We start from the raw sequence: 15,563 nt of genomic DNA, 5'->3' as shown, positions 1-15,563 counted from the left end.
CCACCACGAGCGGATTAACGTCGCGCGGGACGCGAACCGCCGCCAACCGCCCGCATCTACGGGTCTTTACGGGCGGCGGGCCTTGTGCGATGGACGGCAAGGGACAAAGCGGGGCCGGCTCTTAACGGATATGAACGCCATTATCGAGTTCGAGAATATCGGCCTGCGCTACGGGGCTGATGAGGAGGTGCTGTCCGATATCAGCTTCTCCCTCTCGGCGGGCGGTTTCTATTTCCTGACCGGTGCATCGGGCGCGGGCAAGACGTCGCTGCTGCGCCTGCTCTATCTGTCGCAGCGGCCGACGCGCGGCGTGCTCAAGCTGTTCGGGGAGGATGTGGTGATGATGCACCGCAACCGCCTGCCCGGCTTCCGCCGCCGCATCGGCGTGGTGTTCCAGGATTTCCGGCTGGTGCCTCACCTGTCCGCGCACGACAATGTCGCGCTGCCGCTGCGCCTCGCGGGCATGGACGAGCAGGAGATCGGCGGCCCGGTCGAGGAGATGCTGGCCTGGGTGGGCCTGGGCGAGCGCGCCGACGCACTGCCGGAATCGCTGTCGGGCGGGGAGCAGCAGCGGGTCGCCATCGCCCGCGCGGTGATCGGCCGGCCGGACATATTGGTCGCCGACGAGCCGACCGGCAACGTCGACCCGGAAATGGCGAAGCGGCTGCTCGGCCTGTTCGAGGCGCTGAACCGGCTCGGCACCACGATCGTCATCGCCACCCACGACCTGCCGCTGATCTCGATGATCGGCCATGCGCAGATGATGCGGCTGGACAAGGGACGGCTGATCGACCCGACCGGGTCGCTGCGCTTTCCCCCGCGCAACGAACCGGCGGCGCTGCTCGGCCGCGCCCTGGGCAAGCCGCTGTGACGGAGGAGGCGCGGCAGATGCGGGAGGCCGGGCGCTGGTCCGACCGGGCGGCAAGGGCGGCGCGCAGCCGCTGGCTGCCCGAAGGGCGGCGCGGGCCGATGCCGTGGATCATCGCGATCATGATGTTCCTGACCATCCTCGCCGCCGCCGCCGTGCTGTCGCTGTCCCATGCGCTGCGGCAGATGCATGGCGAGCTGCGCGGCGGCTATACGGTGCAGATCGTCGAGGCGAACCCGGCGCTGCGGGCCGACCAGACGCGGCGCGTCGCGGCGATGCTGCGCGCGGAAAAGGGCATAGGCGGCGTCGCCGTCGTGCCGGAGGCGCAGCTTCGCGCACAGCTCGAACCGTGGATCGGCACCGACAGCCCGCCCGAAGAGCTGCCGATCCCGGCGATGATCGACATGGAGGCCGCGCCCGGCACGCCGCCCGCGCGGATCGACGCGCTGGCCCGCCGGATCGCCGCCATCGCCCCGTCCGCGCGGATCGACGCGCATGAGCGCTATCTCGGCCCGGTCGAGCGGCTTATGCGCGCGCTGATGTGGCTGGCCGCCGGGCTGGTCGCGCTGATGGTCGGGGTGACGGCGGCGGTGGTGATGCTCGCCGCGCGCAGCGCCCATGCCACCCATCGGGCGACGATCGACATCATGCACCTGCTCGGCGCGACCGACATACAGATCGCGCGGCTGTTCCAGCGGCGCATGGGCATGGACGCGATCTTCGGCGGGACGATCGGCCTCGCCGCCGCCGGGGCGATGCTGTGGCTGCTCGGCACGCGGATGAGCGCCATCGACGCGGAGCTGGCGGGGCTGGTGCGCCTGCCGCTGCCGCTGATGCTGCTGCTTCCCCTCATTCCGCTGGGCGGCGCGCTGCTGGCGATGCTGACCGCGCGCATCACGGTGCGCCGCGCGCTGGAGCGCACGCTATGATCTCGCGCTTCGTCGCCTTCCTGCTGCTGCTCTACGCCCTCGGCTTCGCCTGGTTCTCGATCTGGCTGCCGCAGCCGCTCGACCTGCGGACCACGGACGCCATCGTCGTGCTGACCGGCGGCGCGGGGCGGATCGACCGGGGGCTGACGCTGCTGCGCGACGGCGCGGCGAAGAAGATGCTGATTTCCGGCGTCGACCGCTCCGTCCGCCCGCATGAGCTGGCGGTGCGCTACAAGGCGCCCGACACGCTGTTCGACTGCTGCGTCACGCTGGGGCGGGAGGCGATCGACACCCGCTCCAACGGCATAGAGACGGCGCACTGGCTGGAAAAGCGCGGCTACGACACGGTGCGCCTGATCACCAGCGACTGGCACATGCGCCGCGCCGCCTTCGAGCTGCGCCAGGCGCTGCCGGAGGACATCGTGCTGGTCTATGACGCGGTTCCCACGCGCCCCAGCCTCGCCATGCTGTTCAAGGAATATAATAAATATCTGCTGCGCCGCGTCGCCGCGCTGGTCGGCATCTGATCCCCGCCATGGCCACCCTGCTCGTCTTTCTCCGCTCGTCGCTGTTCGCCGTCGCTTTCTATACGTCGTCGGTACTGCATGTGCTGACCGCGCTGGCGCTGACGCCCTTGGGCGGCGGGCCGCTGCGCCGCATCGTGCTGAGCTGGTCCGCCACCCATCGGCTGCTGTGCCGCTGGATTCTCGGCCAGAAGGTCCGCGTCGAGGGCGCGGTGCCACAGGGGCAATATTTCTATGTGTTCAAGCATGAATCGATGTTCGAGACGATCGACCTGCTGCAACTGGTCGAGCGGCCGGTGATCGTCGCCAAGCAGGAGCTGCTCGACATTCCCGGCTGGGGCAAGCTCGGCCAGCGCTTCGGCATGATCGGCATCCGGCGGGCGACGGGCGCGGCGGCGCTGCGCCATCTCCAGCGCCAGACGAAGGAGGCGCTCGCCGGCGGGCGGCCGATCTGCCTGTTCCCGGAAGGGACGCGGGTGCCCCATGGCGAGCGGCCGCCGCTGAAGGCCGGGTTCGCCGCCATGTATCAGCTGCTCGGCCTGCCGGTGGTGCCGGTGGCGGTGGACAGCGGCCGGGTGTCCCCGCGCCAGAGCTTCCTCAAGCGCCCCGGCACGGTCACCTATCGCATCGGCCCGGTCATCCCGCCCGGCCTGCCCCGCGCGCAGGCCGAGGCGCTGGCTCATGCGGCGATCAACGCGCTCAACCCTCCCCTGCCCGGCGAGGAAGCGGGCGGGGATGGACATTCCACGCCAGCATGATAGGCCCGGCCGCCATGAAAAGCCTCGCGATCATCGGGTTCGGCGAATTCGGCAGGCTGGCGGCGACGGAGCTGGCCGGCCGGTTCGACATCGGCGTGCATGACCCCCATAAGGACGCCGCCGCCATCGCCGCGCAGGGCTTCCGCCCGCTCTCGCTGGAAGACGCCGCGCGCAGCGACGTGGTGGTGCTGGCCGTGCCGGTGCAGGCGATGGAGGAGGTGATCCGCCGCATCGCGCCGCTGGTGCGCCCCGGCGCCACCGTGGTCGACGTCGCGTCGGTCAAGATGCTGCCGGGCCAATGGCTGGCGCAACATCTGCCCGAGACCGTGCATGTGGTGCCCACCCACCCGCTGTTCGGGCCGCAGAGCGTCGCGCGCGACGGCCTTGCCGGGCGCCAGTTCGTCATCTGCCCGCTGCGCGGCGACCAGCATCTGAAGGTCGCCGCGCTGGGCCGGGAAATGGGCCTGCGCGTGCGCATCACCACGGCGGAGGAGCACGACCGCGAAATGGCGTTCGTGCAGGCGCTGACCCATTTGATCGGCCGCACGCTGGTCGGCATGAACATTCCCGACGAGATGCTGAAGACGCAGACCTACCAGCATCTGCTCGACCTGACCGGGCTGATCGGCGGCGACAGCTTCGAGTTGTTCACCGCGATCCAGACGCTCAATCCCTATGCGCACGAGATCGCCGGAGAGTTCGTCACCCGCGCGGCGGACCTGCTGGCGCAGGTGCATGGGGAAAAGCCGCAGACAGATTGAAGCGCGACAGCCTCAGACTGTCTCGGCCATGTCCCGCAACAGCCGCGCCACGTCGCGCATCTGCGCCTCGGTGCCGATGGTGATGCGCAGCGCGTCGGGCAGGCCCTGCCCCGGCAGCCAGCGCGTCGCATAGCCCGCCTGCATCAGCCCCTGAAAAGCGCGCTCGGCCGTCAGCCTGCCCTTGAACAGCACGAGGAGGAAATTGGCCTTGCTCGGCACCGCCGACAGGCCGTGATTGCCCATGCCCTCCACCTGCTCGGTCAGCCATTGCCGCCAGCGGCTGTTGTGGGTGCGACTCGCCTCCACCCATTGCGCGTCGGCGATGGCGGCGGCGGCGGCGGCCTGCCCGGCGGTGGTGATGTTGAACGGCGCACGGATGCGGTGCAGCGCCTCGACGATCGGCGGCGCGGCATAACCCCAGCCGATGCGCTCCGCCGCCAGCCCGTATATCTTGGAGAAGGTGCGCGTCACCAGCACGTTGGATGCGGTCTTCGCCAGCTCCAGCGCGCCGTCGTCATCCTCCGCGTCGAGATATTCGGCATAGGCCTGGTCGATCACCAGCAGCACGTCCGTGGGCAGCGCCGCGTGCAGCCGCGCGATTTCGCCACGCGGCGTCATCGTGCCGGTCGGGTTGTTGGGATTGGCAAGGAACACCACCCGCGTCCGCTCGCTCACCAGCGCCAGCAGCGCATCGACGTCGGTTCCATAGTCCTTGTCCGGCGCCACCACCGGCGTCGCGCCGACGCGCCGCGCGGCGATATCGTAGACCGAGAAGCCGTAGCGCACATAGAGCACCTCGTCCCCCGGCCCGGCATAGGCGCTCGCGGCGATGTGCAGCAGCTCATCCGACCCGGCGCCGTAGATGATCCGCGCCGGATCGAGGCCGTGCACCCGCGCGATCGCCTCGCGCAGCTTCGCCGCGCCGGGATCGGGATAGGTCGCCAGATCCGCGCTGCCCTCGGCGAAGGCGGCGCGCGCCGCCGGGCTGGTGCCGAGCGGATTCTCATTGGCGGACAGCTTGACGACCGGCCGGCCGTCGTCGCTGGCGGCCTTGCCGGGAACATAGGGGGCGATGGCGGCGATCCAGCTCTTGGGCGCCGGACCTGTATCGGACTGGGGAGCGTTCATCGCGCCCCCTTACAATTTTCCTCGCCCCAACGCAAAGGAAGAGGCGGCCCACGAATGCCGCCGCCTATCCTGCTGTATCGGCTGGAAAAAAGCAGATTAATCCCATTTTTACCCTGTCCGCAAACCAGTCCGGCAACTTTTGGGCGCAAGCTCTGCCCTGGGACTGAGCGAGGATTCGGAAAAAGGTTTTCCAGGGGAAGTCATGCTGCACAGCAAAATCACGCAGGAAGAGGCAACGCCCGTCGCCGAGGGGCAGGTCGAGGACCGACGCGCCTCGCAGCGCTACGTCACCGTGCTCAAGGTGGGCCGCGCCGTGGTGGACGGACAGGACCAGCTGTGCCTGGTGCGCAACATGTCCCGCGACGGCGCCAAGCTGGACCTGCGCGGCACGGTGCGGACCGACCAGAAGATCATGATCGAGCTGCGGTCCGACAAGGTCGTGACCGGCACCGTGCGCTGGACCGGCGATCATGTCGCGGGCATCGAATTCGACGAGCCGGTCGACGTGCAGGACATGCTCCAGAGCCGCCCGACCCGCAGCGTGCTGCGCAAATTGCCGCGCGCGCCCCGCTTTCTGGCGGCGGGCCGGGTGCTGCTGGAGCTGGAAGGCGGCGGCAGCATCGGCGGCTCGATCGTCAACATCTCGCTGCACGGCCTCTGCCTCGAAACGCAGGAAGTCGCGCGGATCGACGATGTGGTGGTCGCGCGGGTCGACGGCCTGCCCGCCCGGCGCGGCACCGTCCGCTGGGTCCGCAACGGCATGACCGGCCTGCATTTCGACATGCCGATGGGCTTTTCCGAACTGGCCCGCTGGCTGGAAACGCACCAGCCCAAGCTCTGACAGGGCGGCTTCCCCGCCCGACCCGGCCTTGCGCCTTCAGCGTTCCTTGGTGGCGCTGAAGGTCAGGTCCGGGTTCTTATCCTGCTGATAGCCGACATCCCACGCGCTCTTCGCCATATAGACGGGGTTGCCGTCGCGGTCCTTCGCCAGATTGCCCCGGTTATAGTCGGCGAAGTTGCGCAGCGCGGCCTCGCTGCCCGTCAGCCAGCGCGCGGTGTCGAAGGGCGAGGCTTCCAGCACCGCCTCGACCTTATATTCGGCCTCCAGCCGCGAGATCAGCACGTCGAGCTGCAACTGGCCGACCACACCGATGATCGACTGGCTGCCGATCTCCGGATAGAAGACCTGGATCACGCCCTCTTCCGACAGGTCGTCCAGCGCCTTGCGCAGCTGCTTCGTCTTGGTCGGGTCGCGAAGCGCGACGCGGCGCAATATTTCCGGCGCGAAATTGGGCAGGCCGGTGATGCGCACATCCGCCTTCTCGCTCAGCGTGTCGCCGACCCGCAGCGTGCCGTGGTTGGGGATGCCGATGATGTCGCCGGGAAACGCCTCGTCGGCCAGTTCGCGGTCCTGCGCGAAGAACAGGATCGGCGAGTGCACCGCAATCGGCTTGCCGGTGCCCGACGGGGTGAGCTTCATGCCGCGCCGGAACTTGCCCGAACACAGCCGCATGAAGGCGATGCGGTCGCGGTGCTGCGGGTCCATGTTCGCCTGCACCTTGAAGATGAAGCCGGTGACGTCGGACCGGTCGGGCGAGATCGGCGCGGGCTCGGCAGGCTGCTCGCGCGGGGGCGGCGCATGGGCGGAGATCGCGTCGATCAGCTCTGTCACGCCGAACAGCTTGAGCGCGGAACCGAAGAACACCGGCGTCAGGTCGCCATGGCGATAGGCGGCGAGGTCGAACGGCTCATAGCCCGCCTGCGCCAGCTCCCCTTCCTCGCGCAGCCGCGCCAGCCCCTCGGCGGAGATCGCGTCGGCCAGCTTCGGGTCGTCAAGGCCGGAAAAGGTCGCGCTCTTGCCCTCATATTCCTTCGACGGGCCGCTCGGCTGGCGCAGCGTGCCGGTGGCGAAGTCGAATATACCCTCGAACTGGCCGCCCATGCCGACCGGCCAGTTCATCGGGCACACGTCGAGCGCCAGCGCGTCGGCGACCTCGTCCAGCAGCGCGAAGGGATCGCGCCCTTCGCGGTCCACCTTGTTGACGAAGGTGATGATCGGCACGTTGCGCAGGCGGCACACCTCGAACAGCTTGCGCGTCTGCGGCTCTATGCCCTTGGCGGCGTCGATCACCATCACCGCCGAATCGACGGCGGTCAGCGTGCGATAGGTGTCCTCCGAAAAATCCTCGTGCCCCGGCGTGTCGAGCAGGTTGAACATGATGACGTTTCCGTCGCGGTCGGCGCGCTCGAACGTCATCACCGAGGAGGTGACGGAAATGCCGCGCTGCTGCTCTATCTTCATCCAGTCGGACCGGGCGCGGCGATTGGCCCCGCGCGCCTTCACCTCGCCCGCCAGATGGATCGCGCCGCCTTCCAGCAGCAGCTTTTCGGTCAGCGTCGTCTTGCCCGCGTCCGGGTGGGAGATGATCGCAAAGGTGCGGCGGGAGGCTGTGGTCACGGATCTGGCTTTCCTGGATGAAGGCGGCGGGGCGATGGTCGGCGTCCGCCGCATCGCGGCCTATAGGGAACGGGAACCGCCTTTCGCAAGTTTTCCTGATGACGGCCGGCATTTTTGGCCGGTATTTTGGGAAGGAAAAGGAAGATGACGGCACAGAGGGGCCTCTGGGCGGCCTTCGCGCTTCTCGCCGGGTCGACGGCGGCGGGACCGGCCTATGCCCAGCAGGAGGAAAAGGCCCAACAGCAGCAGGAGAAGAAGGACGAGAAGAAGCAGGACGACACGCTGGACAAGGCGGGTTCGATCGCCAGCCAGCCCGTCCGCGACGTCGGCATCGCCCGCACCAAGATCCCGCCGCTGCTGGGCGAGGCGGCGAAGAATCCCTATGCCCCGCCGAGCGGCAAGAAATGCGCGGCGCTCATCGCCGATATCGGCGCGCTCAACGAGATATTGGGGCAGGATTTCAGCGCCAACGAGCAGGAAAACGAGAATCGCGCGGGCAAGATCGCCGAGGCGAGCGGCAAGATGATCGTCAACTCGCTGATCCCGTTTCGCGGGCTGGTGCGCGAAGTGACCGGCGCGGCCCCGGCGGAACGGCGGTTGCAGGCGGCGGTCAGCGCGGGCATCGCCCGGCGCGGCTATCTGCGCGGCCTCGCCGAATCGCGCCGCTGCAAGCTGCCTGAGGCATAAGGGAAAGGACGGGCCGCATTGGCCCGCCCCTTATTCTCACCCGCGCAGGGTGCCGCCCAGCTTCCCGGCCGCCTTCACGACCGCCGCGCTGATCGCCGACAGCTCCTCTTCGGTGAAACTCTTCTCGCCCGGCTGCAGCGTCACCTCGACGGCGAGCGACTTCATCCCCGGCTCGACGCCCGCGCCGGTGAAGACGTCGAACAGGCGCGCATCGACGATGGCCTTCTTGTCCGCGCCGCGCACGGCCCGGACCAGCGCATCGCCCTCCACCCCTTCGGGCACGAGGAAAGCGAAGTCGCGCGTCACCGATTGCAGCGCGGGCGGCGCATAGGGCGCGCGCATGAAGCCGCTCCTGCGCTTCTGCGGGATCGCGTCGAGGAAGATCTGCACCGCGACCACCGTGCCGGAGAGGTCGAACCGCTTCGCCAGCGCCGGATGCAGCACGCCATATTCGGCCAGCACCGCCTTGGGGCCGAGCCGCAACGTGCCGGACTGGCCGGGGTGGAAGCTCGCGCCCGCCTCGCCCATCATCTGGAGGTTCGCCACCGGCGCGCCCGCCGCCGCGAGCAGCGCCAGCGCCTCGGCCTTGGCGTCATAGGCGGTGAAGGGCTGCGCCTTGCCGGTCGCCCAGCCGCGCGGCGTCCTGTCGCCGGCCAGCACGATGCCGACCGTCAGCCGCTCGTCGCTGCTGCCGTCGGCGCGGCGGAAATAGCGGCGGCCGACCTCGAACAGGCGGATCGAGGGCGCGCCGCGATCGGCATTGCGCCGTGCCGCCGAGAGCAGGCCGGGCAGCAGCGAGGGCCGCATCACCTTCAAGTCCTCGCTGATCGGGTTGGCGAGCGTCCAGTCGCCCCCGCCCACGGTCTCGGCTTCCTTTTCGGAGATGAACGACCAGTTGATCGCCTCATTGAGCCCGCGCGAGGCCGCCATGCGGCGCACCCGGCGCTCCATCAGCTGCTCCGGCGTCGCAATCGGCTTCGCAACGCCCGGCGCGCGCGGCAGCGGCGTCGAGGGCACATTGGCGAGGCCATGGATGCGCACCACCTCCTCGACCAGATCGGCCGGGCCGTCGATATCGCGGCGCCAGCTCGGCACGGTGACCGACCAGTCGGCAGCGACCGCGAAACCCAGCTTTTCGAGGATCGCCTTCTGCGCGTCCGCGCTCACATCGACCCCGGCGAGCGACAGGCAGCGCGCCGGATCATAGGCGACGATCTTCCGCTCGACCGGCGGCCGGCCCGCCCGCGTCGCCTCGCTTGGGCTGCCGCCGCACAGCGCGACCACAAGGCGCGTCGCGATATCCAGCCCCTCGTCGAGGAACGCCGGATCGACGCCGCGCTCGAACCGCGCGCGCGCGTCGGAGGTGAGGTTCAGCTTCTGCCCGGTGCGGGCGATGCTTTCCGGCGTGAACCAGGCGCATTCGATCAGCACGTCGGTAGTGCCGTCCTGCGCGCCCGAATGCTCGCCGCCCATGATACCGCCGATATCGTGCGCGCCAACCTCGTCGGCGATCACCGTCATCGTCGGGTCGAGCGTGTAGCTCTTGCCGTTGAGCGCCAGCACCTCCTCGCCCGCCCTGGCCTTGCGCGCCACCAGAGCGCCCCTGAGGCTCGCCATGTCATAGACATGGAGCGGGCGGCCGAGGCCCAGCATCACGAAATTGGTGATGTCGACCAGCGCGCTGATCGGCTTCTGCCCGACCGCCTGCAACCGCTGTTGCAGCCATTCGGGCGACGGGCCATTCTTCACGCCGCGCACCGCGCGCGCATAGAAAGCGGGGCAGCCCTCTTCATCCTCGACGCGCACGTCCGGACCCGCGCCCTGCGGCGCCAGCGCGGGCAGATGCGCGACCACCTCGTCGAGCGGACGCAACCGGCCCAGCCCCTTGGCGGCGAGATCGCGGGCGATGCCGCGCACGCCCATGCAATCCTGCCGGTTGGGCGTGATCGACAGATCGATCACCGGATCGTCGAGCCGCGCATAATCGGCGAATTTCGTGCCGACCGGCGCGTCGGCGGGCAGCTCGATGATGCCGTCATGATCCTCGCCCAGTTCCAGCTCGCGGGTCGAGCACATCATGCCGTTCGATTCGACGCCGCGAATCGCCGCCTTGCGCAGCACCATGCCGTTGGCGGGCACCGTCGCGCCCTCGACGCCGAACACGCCGATCAGGCCCGCGCGCGCATTGGGCGCGCCGCAGACGACCTGAAGCGCACCATTCCCGGCGTCCACCGTCAGCACCTGAAGCTTGTCCGCCTGCGGATGGGGATCGGCGGTCAACACCTTCGCGACGAAGAAGCCTTCGAGCTTCTCCGCCGGATTCTCGACGCCCTCGACCTCCAGCCCGATATCGTTGAGCGCGGCGAGAATGGTTTCGAGACTCGCCTCGGTCTCCAGATGCTCCTTGAGCCAGCCCAGCGTGAACTTCATGCGCCCACTCCCCCCGAAAGCGTCGGAATATCGAGTGCGGAGAAGCCGTAATGGCGCAACCAGCGCAGGTCGCCGTCGAAGAAAGCGCGCAAATCGTTCATCCCATATTTCAGCATCGCCAGCCGGTCGACGCCGGTGCCGAAGGCGAAGCCCTGCCATTTTTCCGGATCCAGCCCGCACGCCTCGATCACCTTGCGGTTGACCATGCCGCTGCCCAGCACCTCCAGCCAGCCGCCATTCGCGTCATCGCCGCTGCCGCCGATCACGCGCTGGCCATTCACCAGCGTATAGCCGACATCGACCTCGACCGACGGTTCGGTGAACGGGAAATAGCTGGGGCGCAGGCGCAGCACGATGTCGTCGCGCTCGAAAAACGCCTTGAGGAAGGTTTCCAGCGTCCATTTGAGGTGGCCCATATGGATGCCCTTGTCGATCACCAGCCCCTCGATCTGGTGGAACATCGGCGTGTGCGTCGCGTCGCTGTCGCTGCGATAGACGCGGCCCGGCGCGATGATGCGGATCGGCGGTTCCTGCCCGGAAGAAACCACAGACTCCATCGTGCGGATCTGCACCGGAGAGGTATGGGTGCGCAGCAGCATTGCCCGGCCTTCGGCATCCGCGTCCGGGAAATAGAAGGTGTCGTGCATCGCGCGCGCCGGGTGGGTTTCCGGGATGTTGAGCGCAGTGAAGTTGCGCCAGTCGTCCTCGACCTCCGGCCCGCTGGCGACCGCGAAGCCGAGGTCGGCGAAGATTTCCGCCAGCTCGTCCATCACCTGGCTGACCGGATGCACCGACCCCTGCGGCACCGCATCGACGGGCAACGTCATGTCGAGCCGCTCGCTCGCCAGCCGCGCGTCGAGCGCCGCCTGTTCCAGCGCCGCCTTGCGCGTGGCGATGGCGTCGGTCACGCCCTGCCGCAGGTCATGGATCGCCGGGCCGCGCTGCTGCCGCTCCTCCGGCTTCATCGCGCCCAGCGTCTTGAGCAGCGCGGTGATCACCCCCTGCTTGCCCAGCGCGCCGACGCGCAGTTCCTCGACCCGCTCCAGCGTGTCGGCCCGTTCGATATCGGCCAGCAATCCGGCCTTCAATGCTGTAATCTCGGTCATGCTCTTCCCATGGCTTTGGGGAGGAAAGGTTCGCGCTCTCCTCTAACGAGAGGACCGGCGCGTGAAAAGGGCCTGTGAAAAGGGCCGCCGCATGCCCTAGACGCGCGCGCCAAGCAGCGCGCCGCCGAAACCGACGAACAGCGCGCCGGTCAGCCGGTTGAACAGCCGCCGCCGGTTCGCGGGCGCCAGCCAGCGGGCCAGCGAGCGGCCGCCCAGCGCATAGGCCGCGTACCAGAAGCATTCGATCAGCAGGAAGCTGCCGATCAGGATCGCCAGTTGCGGCGCGAAGGCGCGGGCGGGATCGATGAACTGCGGGAACAGCGCGGCGGCGAAGACGATCAGCTTCGGATTGGACAGGCCGGTGACGAGGCCGGCGCCGTAAAGCGCGCGCCGCGAGCGACGCGGCGGCGGCGCCATTGCCCCATCGGGCGCGACCTCGGCGCGCCACGCCTTCACCCCCAGTCCCAGCAGATAGGCGACCCCGGCATAGCGCAGCAGGTCGAACAGATGCGGCCAGGCCCGGAGCAGCGCCCCCAGCCCCATGGCGGAAGCGAGCAGGCACAGCAGCACCGCGCTCAGCAGCCCGCCCATCGTCGCGGTGGCGCGGCGCGGGCCGTAATGCAGGCTCTGCACCATCACATGCAGCATGTTCGGCCCCGGCGTCGCGGAAATCGCGAACACCAGCGTCACATAAAGCCACCATGCAGAGAGAGCCATTGCCTGTCCTTCCAGCTTGCAAATGGGTGTCGAAGCGTCGCTCTGGTTGGGGTACCGCCCTAGCCTCAACCGTTCGGGCTGAGCTTGTCGAAGCCCTGTCCTTTCTTCTAGCTCCAAGAGAAAAGCGGCCCTTCGACAAGCTCAGGGCGAACGGTTGTTGATGTCAGTTCTGCCCAAAAGCGGCAGCCCATCCGCCACCCCAAACCGCAAAAGAAAAGGGCGCCGGAGTTGCCCCCGGCGCCCTTCCCGAAAAACATGCCTGCGATCAGGCGGCGGGGAGAGCCGCGCGGGCCTGGGCGACGATGCCCTTGAACGCTTCGCCTTCGTGCATCGCAATGTCGGCCAGCACCTTGCGGTCCAGCTCGACACCCGCCAGCTTCAGCCCATGCATGAACTGGCCATAGGTCAGCCCTTCCAGACGGACGGCGGCGTTGATGCGCTGGATCCACAGGGCGCGGAAGCTCCGCTTCTTCACCTTGCGGTCGCGATAGGCGTACTGGCCGGCCTTCTCGACGGCCTGACGGGCGATGCGGATCGTATTCTTGCGGCGGCCATAATAGCCCTTCGCCGCCTTCAGAATGCGATTATGCTTGGCGCGGGTGGTGGTACCCCGTTTGACGCGTGCCATGGTTCCGTGTCCTCCTTATTTCAGGCCGTAGGGCGCCCAGAGGCGGACGTGCGCGACGTCGGCATCGGACATGACCGAGGTGCCACGGTTCTGGCGGATATATTTCGCATTGTGGCTGATCAGGCGGTGACGCTTGCCAGCGACGCCGTGCTTGACCTTGCCGGAAGCGGTGAATTTGAAGCGCTTCTTCACACCGCTCTTGGTCTTGAGCTTGGGCATTTTCGTCTCCTTGATCTGGACGTTGCGGACAGACTCGGCAGCCCTTTTGGCCGGCCCGTCCCTCACAGACTCGCACCGCTTGCGCATCGCGAAGGCGCGCCTATAGGGCGGAAGGCGCGGGAAAGCAAGCGCAAGCGACGCGAAAAGCCCGATATTGGCTCCCGATGTTGCCACAGCTCCGGCTTTTGGCGATGCTGGCCCCGATCCGGAACGAACCAACCGCACGGGAACCGCATGAGCCAGCCCATCCTTACCCTCACCCTCAACCCCGCGATCGACGGGGCGTGCGAAACCGATGTGGTGCGCCACACGCACAAGCTGCGCACCAGCAACGAGCGCTATGACGCGGGCGGCGGCGGCATCAACGTCTCGCGCGTGCTGGCGCGGCTGGGCAGCCCGACGATCGCCTGCTATCTCGCGGGCGGCTTCACCGGGCAGCTGCTCGACCAGCTGATCGAGGCGGCGGAAATACCGCATCTGTCGATCCCCATCGGCGATGCCACGCGCATTTCCCATGCCGTCTATGAGCGCTCGACCGGCCGCGAATATCGCTTCGTCCCCGAAGGGCCGCATATCCGGGAAGGCGAATGGCGCGCGGCGCTGGACCGGATAGGCGAGGCCGATTTCTCGATCCTGGTCGCCAGCGGATCGCTCGCGCCGGAATTGCCGGAGGATTTTTACGCCCGATTACAGGATATTACCGAGCAAAAGGGCGTTCGGATGGTGCTCGACAGCTCCGGCCCGGCGCTGGAGCGCGCGGTAATGGCGGGCGGCCTCTGGATGATGAAGCCGAGCCGGGGCGAGTTCGAGGCGCTGATCGGGCGCAAATGTACCGATATCGACGATATGGGCCGGACTGCGCAGGGGCTGGTCGCGCGAGGGGCGGCGGAAATCATCGTCGTCACCCTCGGCCATGAAGGCGCGCTGCTCGCCCATGCGGGCGGCACACTCTGCCGCAAGCCGCCGCAGGTCGAGGTGCAGAGCGCGGTCGGCGCCGGGGACAGCTTCGTCGCGGGCATGACCCACCGGCTGGCGCAGGGCTGGACGCCGGAGCGCGCCTTTCTCTACGGCATGGCGGCGGGCACGGCGGCGGTGCTGACGCCGGGCAACGACCTGTGCCATCCGCAGGATATAGAGCGCCTGTTCGCGGAACTGGAGAAGGGAGCGTAGCGCCTCCCTCTCAATGCCCCTCATGCCCGGCGTGCAGCGCCTCCAGCACGTCGTCGAGGCGCGCGGGGTCGCCCAGCGCCACCACATTGCCGTCGCTGTCATGGGTCAGCGGGTCGCCGTTCCAGTCGCACATGCGGCCGCCAGCCCCCTCCACCACCGGCACCAGCGCGGCGAGATCGTGCAGCTTCAGCCCGGCCTCGATCACCAGATCGACATGGCCGCTCGCCAGCAGCGCATAATTATAGCAGTCGCCGCCCCACAGGGTGTCGCGGCAATCCCGCGCCAGCATCGAGAAATGCTCGCCGGTGCAGCCGGGGAAATATTGCGGCCCGGTGCTCGCCACGATCGCGTCGGCCAGCTGGCGGCAGCGGCGGGTGCGCACCGGGCGGCCGTTGAGCGTGGTCTCCTGCCCGGTCAGCCCGGCCCAGCGCTCCTTGGTGATCGGCTGGTCGATGATGCCCAGCACCGGCCAGCTCGCCTGCGTCAGCCCGATCAGCGTGCCGAAGATCGGCCGCCCGGCGATGAAGCTGCGCGTGCCGTCGATCGGGTCGAGCACCCAGACCCGTTCGGCCTGCTCGCGCGTCGCGCCATATTCTTCACCGATGATGCCGTCGGCGGGACGCTCCTTCTCCAATATCGCGCGCATTGCCGCTTCGGCCGCGCGGTCCGCCTGGGTGACGGGCGAATCGTCGGATTTGAAATCCGTTTCGTAGCGGGCGCGGAAAAAGGGCCGAATCGCGTCGCCGGCGGCATCGGCCAGGCGCTGGGCAAGCAGGAGATCATCGTGGAGGCTCATGCCGCTTCCTTGGGCGAGGCGCGCGCGGCGCGCAAGGGGGCCGCGCTAAATATCCGCGCTTTCCGGCCGTTCTTCCAAGCGGAAGGGGAATGGGACCATGACGGCGCTAAGCTGGATCATCGCGATCGGCACATTTCTGGGCGGGCTCGCCGCGCAGCACGACCTGCCCTCGCCCGTCGCCGGAAATCTGGCGCTGATGCTGCTGGGCGCAAGCCTGCTGACCTGCCCGGTGCTCTGGCGCATTCCGACGCTGGCCGATTGGCTTACGGGACGCATGCGGGCGATGGCCTGCCTTGCGCTGTTGCTAACGCTGCCGCTCGCGCTGATCCCGGCAGGCTGAGTCTCTCGCCGCCCGATGTTCCACGTGGAACATCGGAGCGATCC

Annotated in this window: 17 protein-coding genes; 9 read left to right on the top strand and 8 right to left on the bottom strand. The window is 68.3% G+C overall.

Annotated elements, in window-relative coordinates:
• The first annotated feature begins 130 nt into the window (after nucleotides 1-130).
• The 5 genes from ftsE to GGR43_RS15205 are packed head-to-tail and all read left to right on the top strand — an operon-like array spanning nucleotide 131 to nucleotide 3,840.
• Entirely contained in the window at nucleotides 131-871 is a 741-nt protein-coding gene (gene ftsE / locus GGR43_RS15225) for a cell division ATP-binding protein FtsE (RefSeq protein ID WP_188072844.1), read from the top strand.
• Entirely contained in the window at nucleotides 868-1,797 is a 930-nt protein-coding gene (locus GGR43_RS15220) for a cell division protein FtsX (RefSeq protein ID WP_343054500.1), read from the top strand. Before ftsE ends, GGR43_RS15220 begins: the two co-directional genes overlap by 4 nt.
• Nucleotides 1,794-2,324 (top strand): YdcF family protein, encoded by a 531-nt coding sequence (locus GGR43_RS15215; protein ID WP_188072843.1) that lies wholly within the window; start codon nucleotides 1,794-1,796, stop codon nucleotides 2,322-2,324. Before GGR43_RS15220 ends, GGR43_RS15215 begins: the two co-directional genes overlap by 4 nt.
• Before the next feature lie 17 nt (nucleotides 2,325-2,341).
• A complete protein-coding gene (locus GGR43_RS15210; RefSeq protein WP_425502237.1) occupies nucleotides 2,342-3,079 on the top strand; it encodes a lysophospholipid acyltransferase family protein in 738 nt (245 codons plus the stop codon).
• 14 nt (nucleotides 3,080-3,093) lie between these two features.
• Nucleotides 3,094-3,840, top strand: coding sequence for a prephenate dehydrogenase (locus GGR43_RS15205; RefSeq protein WP_188072841.1), 747 nt, complete (start codon nucleotides 3,094-3,096; stop codon nucleotides 3,838-3,840).
• Nucleotides 3,841-3,852: 12 nt separating this feature from the next.
• Here the strand turns inward: GGR43_RS15205 and hisC are convergent, their stop codons facing one another.
• On the bottom strand, nucleotides 3,853-4,968 hold the full coding sequence (hisC, locus tag GGR43_RS15200) for a histidinol-phosphate transaminase (protein WP_188072840.1): 1,116 nt from the start codon (nucleotides 4,966-4,968) through the stop codon (nucleotides 3,853-3,855).
• 202 nt (nucleotides 4,969-5,170) lie between these two features.
• Between hisC and GGR43_RS15195 the strand changes: the two genes are divergently transcribed.
• Nucleotides 5,171-5,809 carry a PilZ domain-containing protein gene (locus tag GGR43_RS15195; protein ID WP_188072839.1) on the top strand — a complete coding sequence of 213 codons (639 nt, stop codon included), beginning with the start codon at nucleotides 5,171-5,173 and terminating at the stop codon, nucleotides 5,807-5,809.
• A gap of 36 nt (nucleotides 5,810-5,845) precedes the next feature.
• Here the strand turns inward: GGR43_RS15195 and GGR43_RS15190 are convergent, their stop codons facing one another.
• A complete protein-coding gene (locus GGR43_RS15190; RefSeq protein WP_188072838.1) occupies nucleotides 5,846-7,426 on the bottom strand; it encodes a peptide chain release factor 3 in 1,581 nt (526 codons plus the stop codon).
• A 144-nt stretch (nucleotides 7,427-7,570) separates the two neighbouring features.
• Between GGR43_RS15190 and GGR43_RS15185 the strand changes: the two genes are divergently transcribed.
• Nucleotides 7,571-8,113: a hypothetical protein gene (locus GGR43_RS15185; protein ID WP_188072837.1), complete on the top strand. Its 543-nt coding sequence runs from the start codon at nucleotides 7,571-7,573 to the stop codon at nucleotides 8,111-8,113.
• Nucleotides 8,114-8,149: 36 nt separating this feature from the next.
• On the opposite strand, the gene pheT is transcribed toward GGR43_RS15185, so the two are convergent.
• The 5 genes from pheT to rpmI form a co-directional block, all read right to left on the bottom strand.
• Nucleotides 8,150-10,543: a phenylalanine--tRNA ligase subunit beta gene (pheT, locus tag GGR43_RS15180; protein ID WP_188072836.1), complete on the bottom strand. Its 2,394-nt coding sequence runs from the start codon at nucleotides 10,541-10,543 to the stop codon at nucleotides 8,150-8,152.
• Entirely contained in the window at nucleotides 10,540-11,649 is a 1,110-nt protein-coding gene (pheS, locus tag GGR43_RS15175) for a phenylalanine--tRNA ligase subunit alpha (RefSeq protein ID WP_188072835.1), read from the bottom strand. The genes pheT and pheS overlap by 4 nt, the downstream gene beginning before the upstream one ends.
• Before the next feature lie 96 nt (nucleotides 11,650-11,745).
• Entirely contained in the window at nucleotides 11,746-12,366 is a 621-nt protein-coding gene (locus tag GGR43_RS15170) for a LysE family translocator (protein WP_188072834.1), read from the bottom strand.
• 265 nt (nucleotides 12,367-12,631) lie between these two features.
• Nucleotides 12,632-12,994: a 50S ribosomal protein L20 gene (gene rplT, locus GGR43_RS15165; protein WP_188072833.1), complete on the bottom strand. Its 363-nt coding sequence runs from the start codon at nucleotides 12,992-12,994 to the stop codon at nucleotides 12,632-12,634.
• A 15-nt stretch (nucleotides 12,995-13,009) separates the two neighbouring features.
• A complete protein-coding gene (gene rpmI, locus GGR43_RS15160) occupies nucleotides 13,010-13,213 on the bottom strand; it encodes a 50S ribosomal protein L35 (protein ID WP_007689506.1) in 204 nt (67 codons plus the stop codon).
• Nucleotides 13,214-13,447: 234 nt separating this feature from the next.
• Here rpmI and GGR43_RS15155 point away from each other — a divergent pair, with 234 nt between their 5' ends.
• Nucleotides 13,448-14,383, top strand: coding sequence for a 1-phosphofructokinase family hexose kinase (locus GGR43_RS15155; protein WP_188072832.1), 936 nt, complete (start codon nucleotides 13,448-13,450; stop codon nucleotides 14,381-14,383).
• Nucleotides 14,384-14,393: 10 nt separating this feature from the next.
• Here GGR43_RS15155 and hisN read toward each other — a convergent pair whose 3' ends face one another.
• Entirely contained in the window at nucleotides 14,394-15,179 is a 786-nt protein-coding gene (gene hisN, locus GGR43_RS15150) for a histidinol-phosphatase (RefSeq protein ID WP_188072831.1), read from the bottom strand.
• 97 nt (nucleotides 15,180-15,276) lie between these two features.
• Here hisN and GGR43_RS15145 point away from each other — a divergent pair, with 97 nt between their 5' ends.
• The gene (locus GGR43_RS15145) at nucleotides 15,277-15,519 is read left to right on the top strand and encodes a hypothetical protein (protein WP_188072830.1); all 243 of its coding nucleotides are present in this window, start codon (nucleotides 15,277-15,279) and stop codon (nucleotides 15,517-15,519) included.
• The last annotated feature ends 44 nt before the right edge of the window (nucleotides 15,520-15,563 follow it).

Source organism: Sphingobium jiangsuense (assembly GCF_014196495.1).
Lineage (GTDB): Bacteria > Pseudomonadota > Alphaproteobacteria > Sphingomonadales > Sphingomonadaceae > Sphingobium > Sphingobium jiangsuense.
This window is presented reverse-complemented; position numbering and strand designations above follow the sequence as displayed.

Bases quoted from the DNA above. Each gene is read 5' to 3' on its own strand.
- rpmI (WP_007689506.1), bottom strand. From the start codon at position 13,213: ATGCCCAAGCTCAAGACCAAGAGCGGTGTGAAGAAGCGCTTCAAATTC.
- pheS (WP_188072835.1), bottom strand. From the start codon at position 11,649: ATGACCGAGATTACAGCATTGAAGGCCGGATTGCTGGCCGATATCGAA.
- pheT (WP_188072836.1), bottom strand. From the start codon at position 10,543: ATGAAGTTCACGCTGGGCTGGCTCAAGGAGCATCTGGAGACCGAGGCG.
- GGR43_RS15215 (WP_188072843.1), top strand. From the start codon at position 1,794: ATGATCTCGCGCTTCGTCGCCTTCCTGCTGCTGCTCTACGCCCTCGGC.
- GGR43_RS15205 (WP_188072841.1), top strand. From the start codon at position 3,094: ATGAAAAGCCTCGCGATCATCGGGTTCGGCGAATTCGGCAGGCTGGCG.
- GGR43_RS15170 (WP_188072834.1), bottom strand. From the start codon at position 12,366: ATGGCTCTCTCTGCATGGTGGCTTTATGTGACGCTGGTGTTCGCGATT.
- GGR43_RS15145 (WP_188072830.1), top strand. From the start codon at position 15,277: ATGACGGCGCTAAGCTGGATCATCGCGATCGGCACATTTCTGGGCGGG.
- GGR43_RS15155 (WP_188072832.1), top strand. From the start codon at position 13,448: ATGAGCCAGCCCATCCTTACCCTCACCCTCAACCCCGCGATCGACGGG.
- hisN (WP_188072831.1), bottom strand. From the start codon at position 15,179: ATGAGCCTCCACGATGATCTCCTGCTTGCCCAGCGCCTGGCCGATGCC.
- ftsE (WP_188072844.1), top strand. From the start codon at position 131: ATGAACGCCATTATCGAGTTCGAGAATATCGGCCTGCGCTACGGGGCT.
- GGR43_RS15185 (WP_188072837.1), top strand. From the start codon at position 7,571: ATGACGGCACAGAGGGGCCTCTGGGCGGCCTTCGCGCTTCTCGCCGGG.
- rplT (WP_188072833.1), bottom strand. From the start codon at position 12,994: ATGGCACGCGTCAAACGGGGTACCACCACCCGCGCCAAGCATAATCGC.
- hisC (WP_188072840.1), bottom strand. From the start codon at position 4,968: ATGAACGCTCCCCAGTCCGATACAGGTCCGGCGCCCAAGAGCTGGATC.
- GGR43_RS15195 (WP_188072839.1), top strand. From the start codon at position 5,171: ATGCTGCACAGCAAAATCACGCAGGAAGAGGCAACGCCCGTCGCCGAG.